The organism is Nocardiopsis sp. NPDC006938, assembly GCF_042869555.1.
In the GTDB taxonomy this organism is placed as follows: domain Bacteria; phylum Actinomycetota; class Actinomycetes; order Streptosporangiales; family Streptosporangiaceae; genus Nocardiopsis.
In genome coordinates this window covers 13,927-35,586 of sequence record NZ_JBIAGA010000002.1, presented here as the reverse complement: position 1 = coordinate 35,586, position 21,660 = coordinate 13,927, and the positions used below count along the sequence as shown (strand labels likewise).

Genomic DNA, 21,660 nt, shown 5'->3' with positions numbered 1-21,660 from the left:
ACCACGCACCACCCCCCTTACCCTCCCCACCCTCCTCCGCGTCACCGCGAGGCCCGCTGGATTCCGCCCGGCGGGCCTCGCCGCGTTCGGGCTCCCGGAGGCTCCACGATGGGAGACTCCGGACACGGTGGCTGACCTCGGGAACTGTGGGGGTTCCCTGTTCGTCCCTGTGTGTGAGGGAGGCGAGAGGATCGACATGTTGCGCCGCTTGGTTACACCCACAGTGCTCACCGCCGGGCTCGCGGCGGCGATGGTGACGGCCGGGGCGGGTTCCGCCGCCGCCGACACCGCGAGCGAACCCCCGCAGACGCAGGACATCGTCGCGGAGCTGGAGAAGGACGGGGTGTTCGTCGACCCGTCCATCGAGGGCTTCCCCAGCGCCGACGAGGCCGCTCTGGAGGCAGCCGCCGCGAACGCGGACACCCCCGTCTACTACGTGGTCCTGTCGAGCGAGGTGACCACGACCGAGGCCGGGACCAACGTGGTCATGGAGCCCGTCATGGCCGAGGTCGGCGACGGCGCCTACGGCGTCCTCGCCGGCAGTAACGACTTCTTCGTGACCTCCCCGAACCTGGAGGACACCCAGGCCGTGAAGGAGGCCGCGCTCGCAGGGAACGGCTCGGACAGTCCCACCAACGCCATGGTCGCGGTGCCCGGGGCGGTCGACTCCGTCGAGAACGCGGCCGAGGCCCCGGCCGGTGGCGGCGGCGGTTCCGGCCTGGTCCTGCTCACGATCCTCGTGCTGGTCGTGGCGGCCGGTGGTTGGTACGTGTACAACAGCCGCAAGAAGCGCGAGGCCGAGAAGGCGAAGCAGCTGGAGGAGATCCGGCAGATGGCCACCGAGGACGTCGTACGCCTCGGCGAGGACGTGGCCCGCCTGGAGATCGACGTGTCCCAGGTGGACGACGCGACCCGCACGGACTACTCACGGGCCATGGACTCCTACGACCAGGCCAAGGCACTGCTCGACACCATCCAGGAGCCGGAGCAGGTCAAGCAGGTCACCAGCGCGCTGGAGGACGGCCGCTACTACATGACGGCCACCCGGGCGCGGATGAACGGCGACCCGGTGCCGGAGCGGCGCGGTCCCTGCTTCTTCAACCCGCAGCACGGCCCCTCCAGCGAGGACGTCACGTGGGCGCCGCCCGGCGGCTCGCCCCGGTCGGTCACCGCGTGTTCGGTCTGTGCCCAGGCGGTGCGCACGGGCGGACAGCCGGACGTGCGGATGGTCGAGGTCGACGGGGAGCGCCGTCCGTACTACGACGCCGGTCCGGCCTACTCGCCCTACGCGGGCGGCTACTTCGGCATGAACATGATGATGGGCATGTTCACCGGCATGATGATGGGCTCCATGATGGGGTCGATGATGGGCGGCGGCATGATGGACGCCGGAGGGGACATGGGCGACGGAGGCGACGTCGGCGGGGGTGACTTCGACGGCGGCGGCGACTTCGGGGACTTCGGCGGCTTCGACTTCTGACCGTTCGCGTCACTGACGCGGTGGAGGGCCCGGGCGGATCGCCCGGGCCCTCCGTGCGTGCGGTCTCCGTCCCTCGCGCTCCACGTCCGCCCCCGCTCCACGTCCGCCCCCGCTTCGCGTCCGCCCGGGCACCGCATCCGCCCGGCACCACGTCCGCGGTTCTCACGTTTCGTGTCCGGATGAGGCCAGCGGGTTGCCAACTGCTTACCGGGTAACTACTCTCTGAATGGTTACTCCGTAAGTAGAGGTGCTCCCATGTCCGTACGCCAAGGGTTCCTGGCCCTGCTCTCCCACGGCCCCAAGCACGGCTACCAGCTGCGCGCCGAGTTCGAGAACCGCACCGCCGGTACGTGGCCGCTCAACATCGGGCAGGCCTACACCACGCTCCAGCGCCTGGAACGCGACGGTCTGGTCGCCCCCGCCCGCGACGACGACCCCGACGCCCCCGAGCGCTACGAGCTCACCGACACCGGCCGCGCCGAGGTGGACTCCTGGTGGCACGCCCCGGTCGGGCGAGGCGCCCCCGCGCGCGACGAACTCGCCCTGAAGCTCGCCCTGGCGGTCACCACCCCCGGTGTGGACGTCCGCGCCGTCCTGGACACCCAACGCGCCGAGACCCTGCGCGGGCTCCAGGACTACACCCGGCTGAAGTCGCCCGACCCCGGAACGGACCGGCCCGGCGACCGGCCGGACGACGACCTGGCGTGGCACCTGGTCCTGGACGCGCTCATCTTCTCCGCCCAGGCCGAGATGCAGTGGCTGGACCACGTCGAGGCCCGGCTGGTCAGGGCGGCCGCCGAGCGCGGTGAGCACCCCGCCCCCGCCGAGGGGGTCCGGGGCGCCGCACCGGAGCGGGAGGCCCTGGGATGAGCCCGGCGGGACCGGCCGAACTGATCCTGCGCGGGGTCGGCCGCACCTACGGCGAGGGGCCCACCCGGGTCCGCGCCCTGGCCGACGTCGACCTGGAGGTCCACCCCGGCGAACTGGTCGCGGTGACCGGGCCCTCCGGCTCCGGCAAGAGCACCCTGCTCGCCCTGGCGGGCGGCCTGGACACCCCCACGACCGGCACCGTCACGGTCGGGGAACTGGACCTGGGCCCCCTCGGCCCCCGGGACCGGGCCCGGCTGCGCCGCCGCAGGATCGGCTACGTGTTCCAGGACTTCAACCTCCTGCCCTCCCTGACCGCTGCGGAGAACGTGTCCCTGCCCCTGGAACTCGACGGCCTCCCGCAGCGCACCGCCCGCGAGCGGGCCCGGGAGTCCCTGGCCGAGGTCGACCTGGAGCGGCACGCCGACCTCTTTCCCGACCAGCTCTCCGGGGGCGAACGCCAGCGGGTGGCCCTGGCGCGCGCCCTGGTCGGGCCGCGCGGGCTGCTGTTGGCCGACGAGCCCACCGGCGCGCTGGACACCCGCACCGGCGACCACGTGATGGCCCTGCTCCGGCGCAGGGTGGGCGCCGGGGCCGCCGGGCTGATCGTCACCCACGACCCCCGCCACGCCGCCTGGGCCGACCGCACCGTGTTCCTCAGGGACGGTCGGATCAGCGTGTCGACCGGCAGCCGTCTCGGCGCGGACACGCTCCTGTCAGGTCGGGGGGACGGCTGAAGTGCTCCCCTCGCGCGATCGCCTCTCCCCGCTGCTCGCCACGCTGCGCCTGGCCCGGCGCGACCTCCTCCGGCACCGCACCGCCTCCCTGCTCCTCGCCCTGCTGCTCGCACTGCTGGTGGGCGGCGCGGTGGCCGGGGACGCCCTGGTGCGCTCCTCCTCGCCTTCGGCGGAGTCACGGGCCACCACGCTGATGGGCGAGGCGGCCCAGGCCCGGGTGGAGTGGGTGGTTCCCGGCCGGGTCCTCCAGTCGCCCGAGGGCGAGCGGGCGGTCAGCGAGGGGGACGGGGAGTCCGCGCCCTCACGCGGGGAGTACGAGGTGCTGTTGCTCTCCCTGCTGCCCGAGGGATCGTCCCTGCTCGGCGCGGTCCGGGCGACGGTCGACGCTGAGTCCGCCGGGCGCTCCGCCGAAGACCTCACCGTGTTGGAGACCGACACGGGCGGCCCGGAGCTGGCGGGCATGTTCGTCTCGGAGGAGGGCGTGCCGCCCGAGGAGCCAGGGGAGGCCTCGGTCGGGGCGGACCTGGCCCTGCGGCTGGGGCTCTCCCCCGGCGACAGCCTGGTGCTCACCGACGCCGGTGGCGACGAGCACACGGTGACCGTGACCGGGGTCCACCGCGCCGCCCGTGACCGCACCGACCTGCTTCTGGCCCCCGGCGGGCTGCCGGACCAGGGCGACCGGCTCGACGCCCCGGTCTCCTCGCCCGTGTGGTTCGTGTCCGGGCACGCCCCGGTCACCTGGGAGACGGTGCTGGAGATCAACGCCACCGGCTCCTCGGTACTGAGCCGCGCGGTGATCGCCGACCCGCCGGACCCGGAGGAGGTCGCGCTGCCCGCCGATCCCGCCGCGTCCGTCCCCCCGTCCCCGTGGGTGTTCGGTTCCGCCCTGGCCGGGGTGTGCCTGCTGACCGGCCTGGTGGTGGGGCCCGCGGTAGCGGTGCGGGCCCGGCGCGCCACCCGCGACCTGGCGCTGGTGGCCGCCCAGGGAGGCGACCCCCGGACCCTCCGGCGGATCGTGCTCGCCCAGGCCTTCCTGGTCTCCTCCGCAGGGGGCCTCGTGGGCGCCGCGGCGGGCTGGGGCGGTGTGTGGGCGTTCACGTCCCTGGCGCGGGCGCGTGGCGACGTGACCTTTCCCGAGCTGGTGCTTCCGGTGCGCGACGTCGCACTGCTCTGGCTGCTGGGCGTGGCCGTGACGCTGGCCAGCGCGCTACCGCCCGCCGTGCGCGCGGGCCGCGCGGACCCGGTGGCCGCGCTGTCCGGGCGCCCGGTACCCCCGCCCCGGCGGACCCGGGTGTGGTGGGCGGCACCGTTCCTTCTGTCGGGGGCCGCGCTGACCGCGGCCGCCCTCCTCGTCCCCGCTTCCTCCCTGTACGTGCCGGGGGCGGTGGTCGCCTCGCTCGGCCTGGTTCCGCTGGCCCCCGCGCTGGCGGTGTCGGCGGCCCGGCCCGCCGGTCGGTTGCCGCTCGTCACCCGGTTGGCCCTGCGCGAGGCGGGACGCCACCGGGAGCGTACGGGAATGGCGGTGACGGTGGTCGCCACGGCGGTGGCCGCACTGGTCGCGGTCGCGGTGACCGGAGCCTCGGTGGTGGCCGCGGAGGTCGAGGCGCACCCGCCCCGGGCCGCTGTGGGCACCGCCCTGCTGAGCTTCGACGCATCGGAGGAACCCGCCCCGGAGCGGGTGGACGCGGCGGCCGACACGCTGCGCGCGGAGCTGAGCGCCGAGGAGGTCGTCCCCGTGCGGATGCTGGCTCCCGACCGGCGGTGGCGACCGTTGCCGGACCCGCACCGCCCCTGCCCGGAGTGGGCGGTGACGCCGCCCCCGGGAACGAGGACGGAGCCGGTGCCCGAGGGGCTGCTCCAGGGGGAACCGAACTGCGCGTTGGACGGCTTCGGTCTCGCTCTGGGCACGTCGTGGCCGACCGGCGGCTGGGACAACGCGCTGGTGGACGACGGCTCCCTGGTGCGCGCCCTGGATCTGCCCGGCGCGCGGAGGGCGGCCGACGCGCTGGCGGACGGACGTGTGGTGGTGACCCGTGACGCGGGGCTGTGGACCGACGGCGGGGCCCGCGTGGAGATCGCTCCGCCCGGGGAGGGGACGTGGACCTTCGGGGAGTCGCGCGGCGAGGACGGCGGCTCGGTCGTCGGGGACACCGCCGACCCGGGGGACGACGGCGGGGACGTGCCCGGCGGTTCCACCGGGAACCCAGGACCGGACGCCGATCGGGGGATCGACGCGGAGGGAGTCCCGGCCGTGGAAAGCTCGGAAGAACCGACCGGCCCGGCCCCCGACGCCGACGTGCTCGTGCGGGACGCCGTCGCGGTGGAGTGGCCCGGCACCGGGTACGGACTGATCGTCCCGCCCTCGCTCGCGGCCGAGCGCGGCCAGGAGGTCCGGACCGTGGGGCTGGTCGCGCCCGCCGTGGGCCGCCCCTCCCCCGAGGCGGTCGAGGGCGCCCGGAGCGCGGTGCGCGAGGCCGCCGCTGCCGACCTGTCGGTGGAGGAGCCGTACACGTCACCGCGCACCCGGCGGACCCACGCGCTGCTGGCGCTCGCCGCCCTCGTGGCGGTCGGTGCCTGCCTGGTGGCGACCCGGTTGGCCGCCGAGGACGCCCGGTCGGAGCGGCGGACGCTCCTGGTGGTGGGCGCCTCCCCCCGGACGGACCGCCGCCTGGGCGCGGCCCGGAGCGGGGTCCTCGCGGTGCTCGGCGTTCTGGCCGGGTCGGTGGCGGGGCTGGCGGTCGGTACCGCCGTGGTGGTCGGTGAGAACCTCGCACCGGGCTTCCACGACCCGGTGTGGCCCCTGGTGGTCCCGTGGCTCCTCCTGTCGGGTGTGCTGGGCGGCCTGGTCGCGGCGGCCGTGGTCCTGGGCGCGGCGACGGCGCCGGTCACGAAGCGTGTCCGAGTACGAGGACGTGATCCCTCTGCGTGACCACATACGGCCAGCCCACTACACACGGTAGCGATTCACCCTTCGAATAGACCTTCGACCGGAGACCAAGAACCCCAGCCCCGACCCCTTTTCAGCACACATCGAAACCCCATTCCACAAATCTTTGAGTAACTGACAGCGATACCCGGAGCCGGACCCCGAACAATCCCGCTTGCCCCCTCAAGAGGAAGTTCGTATAAAAGAATGGCAGGACCAACCACGCACCATTTTCAGAGAAAGGCACGGCATGTCCGAAACGAACGGGACCCCCACCCGGACGACGGCGTCCAAGCGCGCGGCGGGGCTCCTCCTCAGCTCCCTGCTCGTCCTCGGCGGCGGGTTCACCGCCGTCGCCCCGGCGGCCGCCAGCACCGCTCCCGCGAGCGGGGAGGTCGGAGCCGCCTCCTGCTACGGCTACACCTCGCTGAGCGCCAGCCGCTCCATCGGCGGCACCGTCACCACCAGCTGCAGGCAGGGCCGCTCCTGGGCCCAGCACGGAAGGGTCTACGTCCAGACGGCCTGGGCGACCCAGCGCTCCCAGGCCGTGGCCCGGGGCGGGCAGGGCGCCACGCCGCGCAAGGCCGGCTGGGAGATCCTCCGCTGACGGACTGACCAGCCCATGAGGGCACACACCGCATGACAGGCGGGACCGAGCGAGCGCAATTCGCTCGGTCCCGCCCCACCGGCCGCCCGAAGACGACCAGAACACCAATGATACACCTTTTCTGAAAGGAGCCAGAGTGACGCCCATACCTTTCTTTCGCGCTGTCTTTTTCGCGTCCCTTTCGTTCATTCTGCTATCCGGTTGCACACCATCGGATAACGACGACGAGGACACCGCGAACGCGGCACTCATGAACGTTTTCGAAGACTTCCGCGACGACGCGGAGAACGACTTCGAGCGCGGCGTGTTCGAGCGCGCCCTGGAGAGTGGCGGCATCAGCGAGCAGGACTACGAGGAGGCGCACAGCCGCTACGCCGAGTGCATGGAGGGCGCCGGTGTGGAGGAGGTGCACACCAAACAGCCCAACGGCCTCTACGCGCGCGAGCCCGCGCACCTCCCCGATGACGACGATGCCGCCGAGGCGTACTTCGAGCAGGGAAACGAGTGCGCCGAGGGCACCATCGCCAGCATCGAGGCCGCGTTCAACATGCAGGTCAACAACCCCGACGGGCGCGACCCCTCCGAGGTCGTCGCCGACTGCCTGGTGCGTGTCGGGGTGGTCGACGCCGACTACACCGCCGAGCGCTTCGACGAGGACCTGGAGCGGGCCTCCGACTCCGACTTCCAGGACGGCCCCTTCGACGTCACCGACCCCGAGGTCCAGGACTGCCTGGAGTCCGGCGGTATCCACATCAGCGTCGCGGACTGACCCCCGCGCCCGCGAGCCCTATCCGAACGTCCCTCCCGAACCCACGACCCAGAACACCCTGACACCGAAGGTGGACACCATGCCCGAACGGAACCCGACGCTCCTCGCCGCCCTGCTCCTGACCACCGGAACCCTCCTCCTGTCCGCCTGCACCGCCTCCGGCGACGACGCCGACCCCGCCGCCGACGAGTCGCCCGGTGCCTCGGCGGAGGACGCGGTGGAGGAGGACGTCGTCACCGAGGGCGAACCCGAGGGCGACGAGTCCGAGCTGGAGACCTACCAGAGCGCCGTGGACTGCCTGGTCGAGAAGGGCGCCGCCGAGGAGGGCTACACGACGGCCGCGTTCGAGGCCGACCTCTTCGGCGGCTTCCTGAGCGGCGAGGCCGACCCCGAGCACCCCGAGTTCGCCGACTGCCTGGCACTCAGCGACGTCGAGTTCGCGTTCGAGAACTGACCCCGATCCACCGAGGACGCTCCGTGAAGATCCGACCCAGTGGGACCACGCTGCTGGCGGCGCTGCTCCTGCTCACCACCGGCGGCACCGCCGGTTTCCTGCTGCGCCCGGCAGATCCGCCCTCCGACCTGGCCTCGGCCACCGAACTGGACTCCGCTCCGGTGGTGGCCGAGGCGTTCACCGACGAGCGGAACGTGCGGGTCGCCCTGAACGTGGCGCCCGCGCTCGACCTGGCCTTCGGCCGGAGCGGCACGGTGACGGCGTCGTCGTGCGTGCCCGGCGCCGCCCTGGAGTCGGGCGCGGTGCTGGCCCGGGTGGACGACGCTCCGGTCGTCGGGCTGGCCACCTCCCTGCCGCTCTACCGGGACCTGGGCCAGGGGCACCGGGGAGCGGACGTGCGCGCCCTTCAGAAGGAGCTCGACCGCCTGGGCTACTCCACCTCGGTCGACGGGGTGTACGGCTGGCAGACGGCTCGGGCGGTGCGCTCGCTGTTCAAGGACGCCGGAGTCCGCCACCCGGACGGCCGCCTGTCCCGCGAGGACGTGGTGTGGATGCCGTCCTCCGAGGTGGCCGTGGACTCCTGTGCCGTCCAGCCGGGCTCCTCGGTGAGCGCGGGCGGGGCCTACGCCGAGGTGCCCGGTGTGCTGGAGTCCGCCCAGCTGGAGTCGGTGCCCGAGTCGCCGCTCACCGGCGACCGGTTGCTGACCGTTGCCGGAGTGACCGGCCCCGTGGACGAGGACGGCCTCGTCGACGACGCGGAGTTCCTCCGCGAGCTGGCGGGCACACCCGCCGTGCGGAGCGCCCAACAGGGCGAGGAGGAGCCGGTCAACGGTTCCCTGGAGCTGGCCGAGGCGGTCGACGCGTTCACCGTTCCCCCGGGCTCCCTGGTGGGGACCGCCGAGGGTGCGAGCTGTCTGGAGTCCGGCGGCACCCTGTACGCGGTGCGGGTGGTCGGCTCGTCGTTGGGCGGCGCGGTGGTGGTACCCGCCGCCGACGGCGACCTGCCGGACCGGGTGGACCTGGGGCCCGCCCAGAGCGCCACCGACTGCCCCGGGGAGGGCGTGTGAGCGCCTCGGTGGTCGTCAGCGGCCTCTCGCACGCCTTCCCGGGCCACCCGGTGCTCTTCGAGGACCTCTCCTTCGAGCTGCGGCCGGGGCGGATCACCGGCCTGTGCGGCCCCTCGGGCTGCGGCAAGTCCACCCTGTTGTCGATCCTCGCGGGCTGGGTGGAGCCGACCGGCGGGCAGGTACGCGCCACGGGTGTGGAGCGTACGGGGTGGGTGTTCCAGAATCCGCACGGGGTTCCGGGACGCACCGCGCTGGACCACGTGGTCCTGCCGCTCCTGGCCCGGGGGACCGCGCGCGCCGAGGCCGAGGAGCGCGCTCGCGCGGTGATGGCGGACTTCCGCCTGACCGAGGTGGCCGACCGGCCGTTCCGCCAGCTGTCGGGAGGTGAGGCCCAGCGCCTGATGCTCTCCCGGGCGGTGTCTTCGGCGCCCGACCTGCTGTTGGTGGACGAGCCCACCGCGCAGCTGGACCCGCGCACCGCCGAGACGGTCAACGCGACCCTGGGCGGGATCGCCGGGGCGGGCGCGATCGTGGTGATCGCCACCCACGACCCGCACACGCGTGCGGCGTGCACGGACGTCATCGACCTGCACTCCGCTGCTCTGGGGGTGGTGCGCGGTGAGGCCCTCTGACCTGCTAGTGGAGGTGTGGCGCAACGTGCGCTCGGGGACCGCCCGCGCCGCTCCCTACGCCCTGGCGCTCGCGGCGGCGGTGGGCGCCCTGGCCGTGGCGGACGCCCGCTCCGTGGTGGACCTGCACCGGGACGCCGCCGCCTATGTCGCGGCGGGGGCCTCCGTGCGGGTGCTCACCACCGAGGACTCCGTGGACGGCGTCCCGTGCGAGGCCCTGGCCGGGGTTCCGGGTGTCAGCGCGTCGGGCGCCCTGTCCGAGGGGACCGCCCTGACCCTCGCCGTGATGCCCGACAACCCCGTCCCGGTGTACGAGGTGACGACCGGCATGGCGGGGGTGCTGGGGACCCGCGCGGAGTCGGCCGCCGGGGTGTGGGTGTCGGAGTACACCGCCGAACTCCTCGGTGTGGGGCCCGGCCAGGAGTTCGGTACCGACGCCGGACCCATGACGGTGGCCGGGGTGTTCCCCTATCCCGACGACGGCCGCGACTCGCGGCTGCGCTACGCCGTGCTGGTGCCCGAACGGGCGGAGGGGACCTACTCCGAGTGCTGGGCCGACACCCGCCCGCCCACGGACCGCGCGGACGAGCTGCTCATGTGGGCGGTGCGCACGGGAGCGGACCCGGCGGCGTCGGTCAACGTGGGCCAGTTGAACACGACGTTGGGAGCCGGGTTCGACGGGGCGGCCGCCTTCGCGGAGCGGACCACGCGGTTCGCCGCGCCCGCCGCCGTGCTGGTCGGGTTCGTGCTCGGGTTCACGGCGGTGCGGCTACGGCGCCTGGAGCTGGCGTCGGCACTGCACGTGGGGGTGTCGCGCCGGGCCCTGCTCGTGCAGACCTCCCTGGAGACGCTGCTGTGGGCGGTCGCCGGTCTGCTCCTGGTGGGGTGCGCCCTGGCGGTCGCGGTGCGGCTGGGCAACCCGGCCGACCCCTGGGAGACCCTCGCGGTGAGCGCCCCGACGGCCGTGGCGGCGGGGGCCGCGGCGCTGGCCGGGGCGGTGGCGGCCGTGTGCCGGGTGCGTGAGGAGCACCTGTTCCGGTACTTCAAGGACCGCTGAGGGACGGCGCCGGGGTGGCCGGGCCGGGGTGGACGCCCTCCGCCCAGCGCCGGACCGCCTCGGCGGTCTCGGGCGGCGCGGTGGCGGTGGTGTCGAGCAGGGTGACGGGCGGAAGCAGCCGCCCGGCCTCGGCGGTGAGCCAGTCCTGGTGGTCGAGGGTCTCGGCGATGCGGGCCTCGTCCCATCCGCGCCACCCGGGGCGCCCGCGCAGGCGTTCGGCGAGCACGTCCGGGTCGCAGGTGAGCGCCAGGTAGTGGGTTCCCGAGAAGAGGGCGCGTTCGGGCAGGTGCTCCAGTTCGGGCGGGGCCACCGTCCCGCAGAGCACGACGGGCCGCCCGCTCTGCTGCACCATGGCGGCGGTGCGCAGCCAGGTCGAGCGGAACAGGCGGTGGTCGTCGGCGGGGTCGCGCAGGCCGCCCACCCAGAGCAGGTCCTGTTCGAGCACCACGAAGCGGTCCGCCAGGCGCGCCAGGAGTTCGCGCGCCACGGTGGACTTCCCGGTGCCGCTGGGTCCCGTGACGCACAGGAGCGGCAGCCGCAGGAAGGGGCGGGTCAGCCCGCACGAGGCGCAGCGGAGCACGTGCTCCCCCGCTCCCGTGTCCGGTCGCCCGTCCCACTCCCCGCAGTGTGTACAGATGAGCGGGTGCACGGCCCTCACTCCAGAGGTCAGTCGAAGAGCTGTTCGAGGAAGCTCTTGCGGCGGCGCCGGTAGGGGCGGGGCGAGTCGTTGTAGCCCCGGTAGGCGGGCGGCGAGTCGGAGTAGCCTCCGTGGCCGCCGTAGCCGCGCGGGGAGTCGGGGTAGGCGCGGCGCTGGCCGGGGTGGTGGCCGGGGTGGGGCGGGGGCGCCTGCGGGTCGGGCGGAACGGCGCCGTAGTGGCGCTGTTCGGCGGAGACCACGCGCTCCAGCTCGCCCCGGTCCAGGAAGATCCCCTGGCAGCCGTCACACCGGTCGATGTGGACGCCCTGGCGGTCGTAGGTACGCATCTGGCTTTGGCACTTCGGACAGATCACCCCGGAACGGTATTCCGGGCGCTGTCAAGGACGGGTAAGGAGACGGGCCCGCCGTGTGCCCCACGTACCCACACGGCGGGCGGCCCGGTCTGCGGCCGGGCCCTCTACTCCGGGGAGGCCAGCATGAGGGAGCGGGCGGCCTCGGTGACGCTGCCCGACAGCGACGGGTACACGGAGAAGGTGTGCGCGATGTCGTCGACCGTCAGGCGCTGCTGCACGGCGATGGACACACCGAGGATGAGCTCGCTGGCGCGCGGGCCGACGATGACGCCGCCGAGCACGATCCCGGTGTGCTGACGGCAGATGAGCTTGACGAAGCCGTCCTTGACCTGGTTCATCTTGGCGCGCGGGTTGGTGTTTAGCGGCAGGGTGACCGTGCGGCCGTCGATCCGGCCGCTGCGCACGTCGTCCTCGCTGGCGCCGACCGCCGCCAGCTCGGGGTGGGTGAACACGGTGGAGGCGACGGTGGACAGCTGGAGCGGGGACACGGCCTCGCCGAGCGCGTGCCACATGGCGATGCGGCCCTGCATGGCGGCGACGGAGGCCAGCATGTTCACGCCGGTGCAGTCGCCCGCCGCGTAGACGCCGGGCACGGTGGTCCGGGAGACCCGGTCGACCTCGACGAACCCGCCCTTGTTGAGGCGGACCCCGGCCTCCTCCAGGCCCAGGCCCTCGGTGTTGGGGATCATGCCGACGGTCATCAGGCAGTGGCTGCCGTCGACGGTGCGGCCGTCGGACAGGGTCACCCGGACGCCGTCCTCGGTGCGCACGACCGACTCGGCGCGGGTCTGGCTGAGCACCGTCATGCCGCGCCGCATGAACACCTCCTCCAGCACCTCCGCGGCGTCGGAGTCCTGCGTGGGCATGACGAGCTCACGGGAGGACACCAGGGTGACGTCCGAACCCAGGGCCTGGTAGGCGCTGGCGAACTCGGCGCCGGTGACGCCGGAGCCGACCACGATGAGCTTCTCCGGGAGCTCCTCCAGGTCGTAGAGGTGGCGCCAGGTCAGGATGCGCTCGCCGTCCGGTTTGGCGGTGGGCAGTTCGCGGGGGTGGGCGCCGGTGGCGATGAGCACGACGTCCGCGCGGATGCGGCGCTCCCCCACGGCGACGATGTGCGGGTCGACCAGTCGGGCCTCGCCGATGACGACCTCGACGCCCTCCTTGACCAGGCGGGCGCGGGTGTCGTCGGACTGTGCCTGGGCCAGGCGCTTGATCCGCCCGTTGATCTGGTCGATGTCGACCCGGACGGCCTCCTTGTGGTCCTCGGTCTCCGGGATGTGGATACCCAGGCTGGCGGACTCGCGTACGTACGTGGTGCGGGTGGACGTGGCGATCAGGCTCTTGGAGGGGACGCAGTCGGTGAGGACGCAGGAGCCGCCGATCCCGTCGCGCTCCACCACGGTCACGTCCGCGCCCAACTGCGCGGCGACCAACGCCGGCTCATAGCCCCCGGGCCCGCCACCGATGATCACGACCTTCGTCACGCTGCTTCACTCCCTCTATGGGCGGTGCGGCCCTGCCGTACCCGGTCCGGGGCGGTGTCGGGACACGGCGGGGCGACCACCTGGTTCTCTCGCTTACGTCCATTGTCCGCCATGCCGGGTGTCGATGACCGCAGCCGCCCCCGGTCAGTGGGTGGCCGGGCGGGGTGCGGGGCCCGTCGGGACCCCTCCCGGGCTCCGAGAATGCGACGAAGGACACGTGGGCCGGGGTGCCCGGCGCACCGGCGGTGACACGTACATTCCGCCCTACGGCCACCCAGCGTTGCGGTCCGGGATCAACTGACTACAGAGCGGTAGTATCCGACTTGTGAGCGAATCAGAGCAGCCGCCCCGGACCACGGGCGAGGCGAAGCAACTGGCGGACTCCGCGGCAAAGGAGCTGTTGGCCCGCGCCGGCGCCGACAGCTTCGACGCACTGGTGGTGCTCGGCTCCGGCTGGGCGGGCGCCGCGGACGCGCTGGGCACGCCCGACATCGAGAGCGACGCGACCGAACTGCCCGGATTCGTTCGGCCCACGGCGGAGGGGCACAGCGGGCGGGTCCGCAGCATGTGGGTGGGCGACAAGCGCGTGGTCGTGTTCGTGGGACGCGTCCACCTGTACGAGGGCTGGGGCCCGATGACGGCCGTGCACGCCGTGCGCACCGGGATCGCCGCCGGCGCCCGGGTCGCGGTGCTCACCGGTTCGGCCGGGTCCCTGCGCACCGACTTCCAGCCGGGTCAGCCGGTGGTCCTGCGCGACCACGTGAACCTCACCGCGACCTCGCCGCTGGCCGGTCCGGACTTCGTCGACCTGACCCGGACCTACAGCGAGCGGCTGCGGGCGATCATCCACGAGGTGGACGTGACGCTGGCCGAGGGCGTGTACGTGTCCACGACCGGTCCACAGCTCCAGACCCCGTCGGAGCTGAAGGTGCTGCGCCAGGCGGGCGCCGACGTGGTGGGGCGGTCGATCGCCCTGGAGGCGATCGCCGCGGTGGAGATGGGCGCCGAGGTGCTGGGGCTGTCGATCGTCAGCAACGACGCCGTGGGCGCGGTGCTGGACCCCTTCGAGCAGGAGCGCGCGTTGGAGGTCGTCGAACATCGGGCCCGCCGTCTCGGCGAGCTGCTCCACCGCGTGGTCGACGCGGCCTGAGGGAACGGGACGCGGCCGGGGCCGCACCGACGGACCGGCGCGAAAGACCGGCGCGAACAGCACGAAGCCCGGCCGAGGCCGGGCTTCTCCGTGCCCGAAGGCACGTGTGCTGGGGCACCTCCGACCGGGTCCGGGGCGGTCGGTACCGGCGTGGCGAGCGTACATCCCGAGGCCTGGGATGGACGGTACCGGCCGTGGACCCGGTCGGAGGCGGTGCTTTCCCCGGTGCCGCACCGCGCCCGGAGTCCCCGCAGACCCCGTTGGACTGGCGCTGGCGGCACCTTCTCTTCCCGATATTCAGTTGAACCGCGCGCGTCGCCCTGGGGAGAGGTCCGGGTGGGTGGCCATCCGCGCGAAGCCCGCCCACCCGGAACGTTTCCCCTTAGGCATGCCTAACCTAACCAGAATCGTGGGGGTCGCGTCAACCCCGCGCCCGGCGCGGGTTCACGCCAGGAACAGCACCGCGACCAGCAGGAGCAGCGGCACGCCCAGGACCACGATGACCTCGACCGGCACCATGGTCTGCGGGTGCTCCTCGGCTCCCAGCGCGGCCGGACCCTCCTCGTCGACCTCGCGGATGGGGCCGCTCAGCGGACGCGCCTTGTACCGCTCGGCGTCCCGGCGCAGCTCACGGGCGACCAGGTCCACCGGGCGCATCCGCTCCGGGTCCTTGTCGTCGTCGGGGTCCAGGTAGCCCGACTCCCGGCGCATGTTCTCCCGCACCCTCGCCCGCTTCGTCTCGCGCAACGGCCAGGACCGGTAGACCCCGTCCGGGGTGTGCACCCGCAACACGTCCACCACGTCCACCCACAGCACGGCCGCCCACGGCACGAAGGTCTCCCGCAGGGGGTTGACCATCCGGATGCCGCGTTCGGTGGAGACCACCCGGGGGCGCAGCCAGGCCGTGTAGACCGCGGCGACGCTGAACACCAGGACGGCCCCGGCGATCCACGCCATCCGGTCCTGGCCGCGCAGCACCAGGTCCAGCAGCAACAGGACCGCCACGACCACCCACGCGACCGCCATCACCCGGGAGGACGTGGAGTAGTGCGTGGTCGTGTCCCCGGCCGAACGGGCCATCAGTGCGTCGCCCACTTCAGCTGCGCGAAGCCCGGCTTGATGGTCCCGTTGATCAGCGCCAGGCGCTCGTCGAACGGCAGGAAGGCCGACTTCATGGCGTTCACCGTGAACCACTGGAGGTCGTCCCAGTCGTAGCCGAAGGCCTCGCTCAGCTTGGCGAACTCCTCCGACAGGGTGACCCCGCTCTGGAGGCGGTTGTCCGTGTTGACCGTGACCCGGAAGCGCAGGTCGCGCAGGAGGCCGATCGGGTGGTCCGCGATGGAGTCGGCCGCGCCGGTCTGCACGTTGGAGCTCGGGCACATCTCCAGCGGCACGCGCTTGTCCCTCACGTACTGGGCCAGGCGCCCGAGCACCGGGACACCGCTCTCGTTGGAGGTGATGTCGTCGATGATGCGCACGCCGTGGCCGAGCCGGTCACAGCCGCACCACTGGAGCGCCTCCCAGATGGAGGGCAGCCCGAACGCCTCACCCGCGTGGATGGTGAAGTGGAAGTTCTCCCGGCGCAGGTACTCGAAGGCGTCCAGGTGGCGGGTGGGCGGGTTGCCCGCCTCGGCGCCCGCGATGTCGAAGCCGCTGACCCCGGCGTCGCGGTAGCGCACCGCCAGCTCCGCGATCTCCGACGAACGGGCCGCGTGGCGCATGGCGGTCACCAGCTGGCCGGTGCGGATGCTCCGACCCGCGTCGGCGGCGCGCTTCTGCCCCAGTTCGAGCCCCTCCTGGACGGCCTCCACGACCTCCTCCAGGGTGAGCCCGCCCTCCAGGTGCTGCTCGGGGGCGTACCTCTGCTCGGCGTAGACCACGCCGTCTGCGGCCAGGTCCTCGGCCGCCTCCGCCGCCACCCTCACCAGGGCGTCGCGGCTCTGCATGACCGCCGTGGTGTGGGCGAAGGTCTCCAGGTAGAGCTCCAGCGACCCGGAGTCCGACGCGTCACGGAACCAACGCCCCAGCTCGGCGGGGTCGTAGGTGGGCAGGTCCCGGTAGCCCGCCTCCCGCGCGAGCTCGACCACCGTGGACGGGCGCAGCCCGCCGTCGAGGTGGTCGTGGAGGAGCACCTTGGGCGCCCGGCGGATCTGTTCGATGGTGAGTGGCTGGTTCATCCGTTCAGGATGCCACCAGGTGGGGAGGTCACCCGACACGGCGCCACGAAGTTGCCGACGATCCGGTAGAAGCCGTCAGCGGGCGGACCGGGAGGCCCCGTCGGCGCCGCCCCGGGGGCGGCGCCGGTCCGGTCAGGGCCTCAGGCCAGGGCCTGGGTGTCGGCGCGCACGCCACCGGGGGCGTCCTCCCACAACGAGGTGAGCGCGGTGGTCACCATGAGGCGGGTGCCCACCCCGATGGCCCGCTCGTCGGCGTCGAAGGTGCCCCGGTGCAGGTCGAGCATGTCGCCGTCCCAGTCCGGGGAGTGGGTGCCCAGGCGGGCCAGGGCACCGGGCGCGTGCTCCAGGTACCAGGCGAAGTCCTCCCCGCCCAGACTCTGCGGGGTCGGCGTGACCGCCTCCGCTCCCAGGGCCGTGGTGGTGGCCTCGCGCAGGATCTCCACGCTGCGGGACTCGTTGATGGTGGGCGGCACGCCCCTGCGGTAGGTGACCTCGGCGTCGGCCCCGTAGGCGGAGGCGACCGACTCCACCAGCCCCTTGAGGATGTCCGGGGCGGAGTGCCAGGCCTCGTCGTCCAGGCAGCGCACGGTGCCCTCGGCGACCGCGTCATCGGGGATGACGTTGGGCGCCGAGCCCGCGCTGATCCGCCCCCACACCAGGCTGAACCCGGCCCGGGGATCGACCCTGCGGGACAGCGCCGCGGGCAGCTCGGTGACGATCTTGCCGAGCGCGTACACGAGGTCGGAGGTCAGGTGCGGTCGCGCGGTGTGCCCGCCCGGGCCGGACAGGCGCACCATGATCTGGTCGCAGGCGGCGGTGATGCCGCCGGTGCGCAGCCCCACCTTGCCGACCATCTGGCGGGGGTCGCAGTGCAGGGCGAAGACCCGGTCCACGCCCTCCATGCCGCCGGCCCTGACGACCTCGACCGCCCCGCCGGGGAGTTCCTCGGCGGGCTGGAACAGGAGGCGGACCCGGCCGGGCAGCGCGCCCGCCCGGTCCTGCTGGGCGAGGAAGATCCCCGCGGCCAGCAGGACCGTGGTGTGCACGTCGTGTCCGCAGGCGTGGGCGACGCCGGGGACGGTGGAGCGGTAGGGGACGTCCTTCTCGTCGGTGAGGGGCAGCGCGTCGATGTCGGCGCGCAGGGCGACCATGGGGCCGGGGCCGTCGCCGATGTCACAGATGAGGCCGGTGCCCTGGGGCAGGGCCTGGGGGGTCAGCCCCGCCCGGCGCAGGCGTTCGGCCAGGCGGCCCGTGGTGCGGTGTTCGGCGAAGGCCAGCTCCGGGTGCATGTGCAGGTCCCGGCGGAATCCCGTGAGCTCCCGCTCATGGCGCGCCAGAAAAGCCGTCAACTGCTCCGGCAGGTCACGTCCCTGCATGCGAGGGTCCCCATTTCGTCACTACTCATCGCGCGCCGACAAATGCCGCGCGGGCGGGGTCCCCCTCGAACTCGGCGGAGAGCAGGTCCACGACGTCCCGGAGCGATCCGCCGTCGGCGACTACCGCCCGTTGGCGCTCGTAGGAGGCTCCCTTGTCCAGGATCTCGGAGACCGTGTCCAGGTCATCCGCGCAGCCCAGACGGGTGGCGACCGGCGCCAGTTCGCGGACCAGCTCGTGGAGGTCGTCGCGGATCGGAACGGTGGTTCCGTGTGCGTCCGTGATGACACGAGCGTCGAGCCCGTAGCGGGTGGCCCGCCACTTGTTGTCCTTCACCACCCAGTTCGGCGGGCTCGGCAAGCTGTACCCGCGGTCGAGCTGGTGGTCGAACAGCTCCACCAGACACTGGGAGAGAGCGGCGGCCATCCCCACCTCGCGCAAGGTGGGAATCCCGTCGAACATCCGGATCTCGATGGTGCCGAAATCCGGGTGCGGACGGATGTCCCACCAGACTTCCTTGATAGAGGCGATGGTACCCGCATTCAGGAGGGTTTCGAGGTAATCCTCGAAAGCGGGCCACCCGGTGAGGTTCGGCGGCGGCCCCGAGGTCGGAAGGGCACCGAAGACCACGGAGCGCGCGGAGGCCAGTCCCGTGTCATGACCACCCCAAAAGGGGCTAGAAGCACTCAAAGCAAGAAAATGCGGGAGATACTTCGCAAGCGCGTTCACGATGGGAATGGCCTTCTCCTGACTGCGCACCCCCACGTGCACATGGACGCCGCAGGTCAAGATCCTGCGGGCCACCCACTGCATCTGGTCGACCAGCTCGCCGTACCGCTCCCCCGGGCTGAACTGCTGGTCCCGCCAGTGGTCGATCGGGTGCGTACCCGAACAGGTCAGCGTGGCACCGCGGGGTTCCAGCACCTCCCGCATCCGCGCCACGCTGCGGCCGAGGTCGTCCCTGGCCTCCTCGACCGTCTCGCAGATCCCGGTCACCACCTCCACCTGGGACTGCATCAGTTCGTGCCGCAGCGGGGGGATCGCGGCCTCACTGCTGAGGTCGGGGAGTTCGGCGAGGAGCGCGCTCGCCTCCTGTCGCAGATGACGACTGTGCCGGTCGACGAGTTGGAGTTCCCACTCGACTCCGAGCGTCGCGCGTTCGGACGAATTGAATGCGATTCCCATCTGACCTCCAGGTGAGGGGACAGCCGTTGCCACCGACGCACCGCTAGCCCCGGCGAACCGGTCATCCGGGACAGAGGAGGACTACCCGTCTCACACCGCGCGCATACGGAATCGACCCACAGTAAAATACGAGTTCTTTCCGATCGCTTTCCGATTCCTTGGCGATCAGCGACGCGAACGCGAGGCCACGGCCGCGACCCCCGCCGCGAGCGCCGCCCCCACCAGCGCCAACCCGAGGGAGAGCAGCCTCTGGGCCAGACGGCGCTCGGCCAGCGCCTCCGGACTCGGGCGCAGGACCGGCCGCGGGCGCGTCCAGTCCATCCCGCTCTCCTCCGGCGGTGTCAGGGACCCGGTGTACGGCGGCGGCACCGCGAGCCAGGTCGCGGTCCACGCGGCGCTGAACAGCACCACCCTGATCACCAGGTTGATCCACACCAGCAGCCCCACCAGCACCGCGAAGGACGCGTACACCGGATTCCCCAGCGTCCCCGCCAGCAACAGCGCAGCCGCGTACTTCAGAACCTCGAAGGCCACCGCTCCCAGCAGCGCGCCCCGCCACATCGGCGCCGAGGGACCCCCGTCACCCGACAGCACCGAGAAGATGAACACGAACACGCACATGTTCACCGCGATCGCGATCACCAGGGCCAGCGCCCGCAACGCCAGGTTCGCCACCAGCGACCCGTCCAACCCCACCAGCGAGAGCAGCCAGACCGTGGCCGTCTGCATGAAGCTCGTGAAGGCCACCGTGAACAGCAGCGCCCCGCCCAACCCCAGCATGACCAGCAGGTCGCCGAGCTTGCGCAGCACGAAGTTCGGGCCCTGCCGGAAGCTCTTCAACCAGATCGCGTGCAGGGCCTGGCGCAGCGACCACACCGAGTTCAGCCCCGCGTACAACAGGCCGAGTAGACCGACCACGCTCGCGCCCACCCGGGCCCGCGCGATCTGGTCCATCGGCAGCTGCTGCGCCAGCCCCGGCAGGACGTCGTCCAGCGCCCGTTCCAGGTAGGAGGTCAGCTCCACCTGCTGGTTGGCGAGGAAGCCGACCCCCGCGAAGGCCAGCGCCATGAGCGGGAAGAAGGACAGGAACGTGAAGTACGTGACCGCACCCGCCAACTGGGTGCCGTTGCGGTCCGAGTAGCGCTCGTAGGCGCGCACCAGGTGGTCGACCGACGGGTACCGGCGCCGCAGCCCCCAGTAACCGTCCATCGCCGAGTTCCGGTAACGCTGGGCCGTGTCCAGGGCCCGTTCGGAGAGTGGAGGCATGGTCTTCCTTCTTGTGTCTCCGCTGGCGCTGCGGCGCGGGTGGGTCGCCCTGTCGAGGAACGGGTCGACGGCGGCACGGCGCCGCTCCTGACGCCTCGTTCCCGCGATTCGCCCCCGTCTCCCGGATCGCTGACCGGGTCCGCAACCCTAGCGTCGGGGACCCCTCGGGACGAAAGCCCCACGCCAGCCCGGTGCCGAGATGCGGGCAGACTGGGACACGGAGATCACCGAGGAGAGCGGGGGCGGAACGTGGGGGTCACCGGGGCACGGGTGCGCGCGGTGTTGGGGGCTCGTGCTCGGGGGCCGGTCGGGGACTGGCCCGAGGCGCCGTCCGACGCGGACCTGCGGGACGGGTACGCCCGGCGGTTCGGCACCGCCCCCGAGGGGGTGTGGCACGCCCCGGGGCGGCTCGCCCTCATGGGCGAGCACACGGCGGCCAGCGGCGGGGCGGCCCTCTTCGTCGCCCTGCCCTGGGGAGTCACGGTGGCGCTGGGCACCGCTCCCGGCGGACGCGCGCACGTCGCGACGCCCGACGGCCGCCTGGGAGCGCGTAGCCCCGCCGCCCGCGCGGTCGCCCGTGCCGTGGCCGACGCCCGCGAGGGCGGTCTCCTGGCGCCTGGGAGGGGCGTTCGCGTCCTCATCGGGTCGGGCCTGCCCGAACACGCCTCCCTGGGGTACGCGGCGGCGGTCGGGGCGGCGGTGTCCCTGGCGCTCGCCGACCTCGCGGGCGCCGACCGCCCCACGGGCGGCGGCGTCGACCAGGCCGTGGTGCTGGCCGCCCGCGCCGGGCACGCGGTGCGGGCCAACCTCGGCAGCGGCCGCACCACGGTGCTGCCCTTCGACCTGGAGGCCGCCGGACAGCGTCTGGTGGTCGTGGAGACCGGCGCCCTGCCCCGACGCGACCCGCGCCCGCCGCGCGCCGCGGAGCTGGCCCGCGCCCAGGAGGTCCTCGGCCCGCTGCGCTCCGTCCAGGACCTGCCCGCCGCGCTGCGCCGCCTCCAGAACCCCGCGCTGCGCCAACGTGTGGAGTACGCCGTGACCGAGGTGCACCGGCTCAACGCGGCGGTGGGCCTGCTGCGCGCGGGGCGCGCGGCGGAGACGGGACCGGTCCTGTCCGCGTCCCACCTGTCCCTGCGCGGTTTCGGCCTGCGCCTTCCCGCCGTGGAGCTGGCGGTGGAGACCGCAGCCCGGGCCGGTGCGCGCGGCGCCCGCCGCACCGGGTGGGCCGGGACCGCGTTCGCCCTGGTCCCCGAGGGCCGGGTGGCCGGGCTGGGGTCGGCGGTCCGGGAGGCGTTCACGGGGCGCGGCTGGCCCCCGCCCCGGATACGCGCCCTGGTGCCCTCGGACGGGGCCTCCCGCCGGGGATGACCCCGGGCGCCGGAGGAGATCGGGGAGAACCCGACTACCCTGTCAGCGA

The 21,660-nt window shown here is 73.2% G+C and carries 20 protein-coding genes; 12 read left to right on the top strand and 8 right to left on the bottom strand.

What is annotated here, in order from left to right; genetic code table 11:
- The first annotated feature begins 223 nt into the window (after positions 1–223).
- The 10 genes from ACFYL4_RS03070 (at position 224) to ACFYL4_RS03025 (ending at position 10,593) form a co-directional block, all read left to right on the top strand.
- Positions 224–1,480 carry a chemotaxis protein CheA gene (locus ACFYL4_RS03070; protein WP_387516596.1) on the top strand — a complete coding sequence of 419 codons (1,257 nt, stop codon included), beginning with the start codon at positions 224–226 and terminating at the stop codon, positions 1,478–1,480.
- 255 nt (positions 1,481–1,735) lie between these two features.
- The gene (locus tag ACFYL4_RS03065; protein WP_357769090.1) at positions 1,736–2,350 is read left to right on the top strand and encodes a PadR family transcriptional regulator; all 615 of its coding nucleotides are present in this window, start codon (positions 1,736–1,738) and stop codon (positions 2,348–2,350) included.
- Positions 2,347–3,084 (top strand): ABC transporter ATP-binding protein, encoded by a 738-nt coding sequence (locus ACFYL4_RS03060; RefSeq protein ID WP_357769092.1) that lies wholly within the window; start codon positions 2,347–2,349, stop codon positions 3,082–3,084. The genes ACFYL4_RS03065 and ACFYL4_RS03060 overlap by 4 nt, the downstream gene beginning before the upstream one ends.
- A gap of 1 nt (position 3,085) precedes the next feature.
- The gene (locus ACFYL4_RS03055; RefSeq protein ID WP_387516032.1) at positions 3,086–6,013 is read left to right on the top strand and encodes an FtsX-like permease family protein; all 2,928 of its coding nucleotides are present in this window, start codon (positions 3,086–3,088) and stop codon (positions 6,011–6,013) included.
- Between the two features lie 247 nt (positions 6,014–6,260).
- Positions 6,261–6,617, top strand: coding sequence for a hypothetical protein (locus ACFYL4_RS03050; RefSeq protein WP_387516030.1), 357 nt, complete (start codon positions 6,261–6,263; stop codon positions 6,615–6,617).
- Between the two features lie 250 nt (positions 6,618–6,867).
- Positions 6,868–7,386, top strand: a complete 519-nt coding sequence (locus ACFYL4_RS03045; RefSeq protein ID WP_387516027.1) for a hypothetical protein — start codon at positions 6,868–6,870, stop codon at positions 7,384–7,386.
- Positions 7,387–7,465: 79 nt separating this feature from the next.
- On the top strand, positions 7,466–7,840 hold the full coding sequence (locus ACFYL4_RS03040) for a hypothetical protein (protein ID WP_357769100.1): 375 nt from the start codon (positions 7,466–7,468) through the stop codon (positions 7,838–7,840).
- A gap of 23 nt (positions 7,841–7,863) precedes the next feature.
- Positions 7,864–8,907 (top strand): peptidoglycan-binding protein, encoded by a 1,044-nt coding sequence (locus ACFYL4_RS03035; RefSeq protein WP_387516024.1) that lies wholly within the window; start codon positions 7,864–7,866, stop codon positions 8,905–8,907.
- Positions 8,904–9,539 carry an ATP-binding cassette domain-containing protein gene (locus ACFYL4_RS03030; protein ID WP_387516022.1) on the top strand — a complete coding sequence of 212 codons (636 nt, stop codon included), beginning with the start codon at positions 8,904–8,906 and terminating at the stop codon, positions 9,537–9,539. The genes ACFYL4_RS03035 and ACFYL4_RS03030 overlap by 4 nt, the downstream gene beginning before the upstream one ends.
- On the top strand, positions 9,526–10,593 hold the full coding sequence (locus ACFYL4_RS03025) for a hypothetical protein (RefSeq protein WP_357769106.1): 1,068 nt from the start codon (positions 9,526–9,528) through the stop codon (positions 10,591–10,593). Before ACFYL4_RS03030 ends, ACFYL4_RS03025 begins: the two co-directional genes overlap by 14 nt.
- Here ACFYL4_RS03025 and ACFYL4_RS03020 read toward each other — a convergent pair.
- From ACFYL4_RS03020 to ACFYL4_RS03010, 3 genes are all read right to left on the bottom strand, one after another.
- Positions 10,580–11,242 carry an AAA family ATPase gene (locus tag ACFYL4_RS03020; RefSeq protein WP_357769108.1) on the bottom strand — a complete coding sequence of 221 codons (663 nt, stop codon included), beginning with the start codon at positions 11,240–11,242 and terminating at the stop codon, positions 10,580–10,582. The two genes, ACFYL4_RS03025 and ACFYL4_RS03020, sit on opposite strands and share 14 nt — an antisense overlap.
- A 17-nt stretch (positions 11,243–11,259) precedes the next feature.
- A complete protein-coding gene (locus tag ACFYL4_RS03015; protein WP_357769110.1) occupies positions 11,260–11,604 on the bottom strand; it encodes a zf-TFIIB domain-containing protein in 345 nt (114 codons plus the stop codon).
- 104 nt (positions 11,605–11,708) lie between these two features.
- Complete coding sequence (locus ACFYL4_RS03010; RefSeq protein ID WP_357769112.1) at positions 11,709–13,091, bottom strand: NAD(P)H-quinone dehydrogenase; 1,383 nt, start codon at positions 13,089–13,091, stop codon at positions 11,709–11,711.
- Between the two features lie 325 nt (positions 13,092–13,416).
- Between ACFYL4_RS03010 and ACFYL4_RS03005 the strand changes: the two genes are divergently transcribed.
- Positions 13,417–14,241 (top strand): purine-nucleoside phosphorylase, encoded by an 825-nt coding sequence (locus tag ACFYL4_RS03005; RefSeq protein ID WP_387516018.1) that lies wholly within the window; start codon positions 13,417–13,419, stop codon positions 14,239–14,241.
- A gap of 444 nt (positions 14,242–14,685) precedes the next feature.
- Here the strand turns inward: ACFYL4_RS03005 and ACFYL4_RS03000 are convergent, their stop codons facing one another.
- From ACFYL4_RS03000 to ACFYL4_RS02980, 5 genes are all read right to left on the bottom strand, one after another.
- Entirely contained in the window at positions 14,686–15,336 is a 651-nt protein-coding gene (locus ACFYL4_RS03000) for a PH domain-containing protein (RefSeq protein WP_387516016.1), read from the bottom strand.
- The gene (locus ACFYL4_RS02995; RefSeq protein WP_357769116.1) at positions 15,321–16,418 is read right to left on the bottom strand and encodes an adenosine deaminase; all 1,098 of its coding nucleotides are present in this window, start codon (positions 16,416–16,418) and stop codon (positions 15,321–15,323) included. Before ACFYL4_RS02995 ends, ACFYL4_RS03000 begins: the two co-directional genes overlap by 16 nt.
- Positions 16,419–16,558: 140 nt before the next feature.
- Entirely contained in the window at positions 16,559–17,794 is a 1,236-nt protein-coding gene (locus ACFYL4_RS02990; protein WP_357769118.1) for a M20 family metallopeptidase, read from the bottom strand.
- Positions 17,795–17,819: 25 nt separating this feature from the next.
- Positions 17,820–18,977, bottom strand: a complete 1,158-nt coding sequence (locus ACFYL4_RS02985; RefSeq protein ID WP_357769120.1) for a glutamate--cysteine ligase — start codon at positions 18,975–18,977, stop codon at positions 17,820–17,822.
- Positions 18,978–19,142: 165 nt separating this feature from the next.
- Complete coding sequence (locus ACFYL4_RS02980; RefSeq protein WP_387516012.1) at positions 19,143–20,243, bottom strand: YihY/virulence factor BrkB family protein; 1,101 nt, start codon at positions 20,241–20,243, stop codon at positions 19,143–19,145.
- A gap of 249 nt (positions 20,244–20,492) precedes the next feature.
- On the opposite strand from ACFYL4_RS02980, the gene ACFYL4_RS02975 reads away from it, so the two are divergent.
- Entirely contained in the window at positions 20,493–21,611 is a 1,119-nt protein-coding gene (locus tag ACFYL4_RS02975; RefSeq protein ID WP_387516010.1) for a galactokinase family protein, read from the top strand.
- Positions 21,612–21,660 lie beyond the last annotated feature (49 nt).

Coding starts and splice junctions, on each gene's coding strand:
- ACFYL4_RS03065 (WP_357769090.1), top strand. CDS start 1,736: ATGTCCGTACGCCAAGGGTTCCTGGCCCTGCTCTCCCACGGCCCCAAG.
- ACFYL4_RS03060 (WP_357769092.1), top strand. CDS start 2,347: ATGAGCCCGGCGGGACCGGCCGAACTGATCCTGCGCGGGGTCGGCCGC.
- ACFYL4_RS03050 (WP_387516030.1), top strand. CDS start 6,261: ATGTCCGAAACGAACGGGACCCCCACCCGGACGACGGCGTCCAAGCGC.
- ACFYL4_RS03045 (WP_387516027.1), top strand. CDS start 6,868: ATGAACGTTTTCGAAGACTTCCGCGACGACGCGGAGAACGACTTCGAG.
- ACFYL4_RS03040 (WP_357769100.1), top strand. CDS start 7,466: ATGCCCGAACGGAACCCGACGCTCCTCGCCGCCCTGCTCCTGACCACC.
- ACFYL4_RS02995 (WP_357769116.1), bottom strand. CDS start 16,418: ATGAACCAGCCACTCACCATCGAACAGATCCGCCGGGCGCCCAAGGTG.
- ACFYL4_RS02990 (WP_357769118.1), bottom strand. CDS start 17,794: ATGCAGGGACGTGACCTGCCGGAGCAGTTGACGGCTTTTCTGGCGCGC.
- ACFYL4_RS02985 (WP_357769120.1), bottom strand. CDS start 18,977: ATGGGAATCGCATTCAATTCGTCCGAACGCGCGACGCTCGGAGTCGAG.
- ACFYL4_RS02980 (WP_387516012.1), bottom strand. CDS start 20,243: ATGCCTCCACTCTCCGAACGGGCCCTGGACACGGCCCAGCGTTACCGG.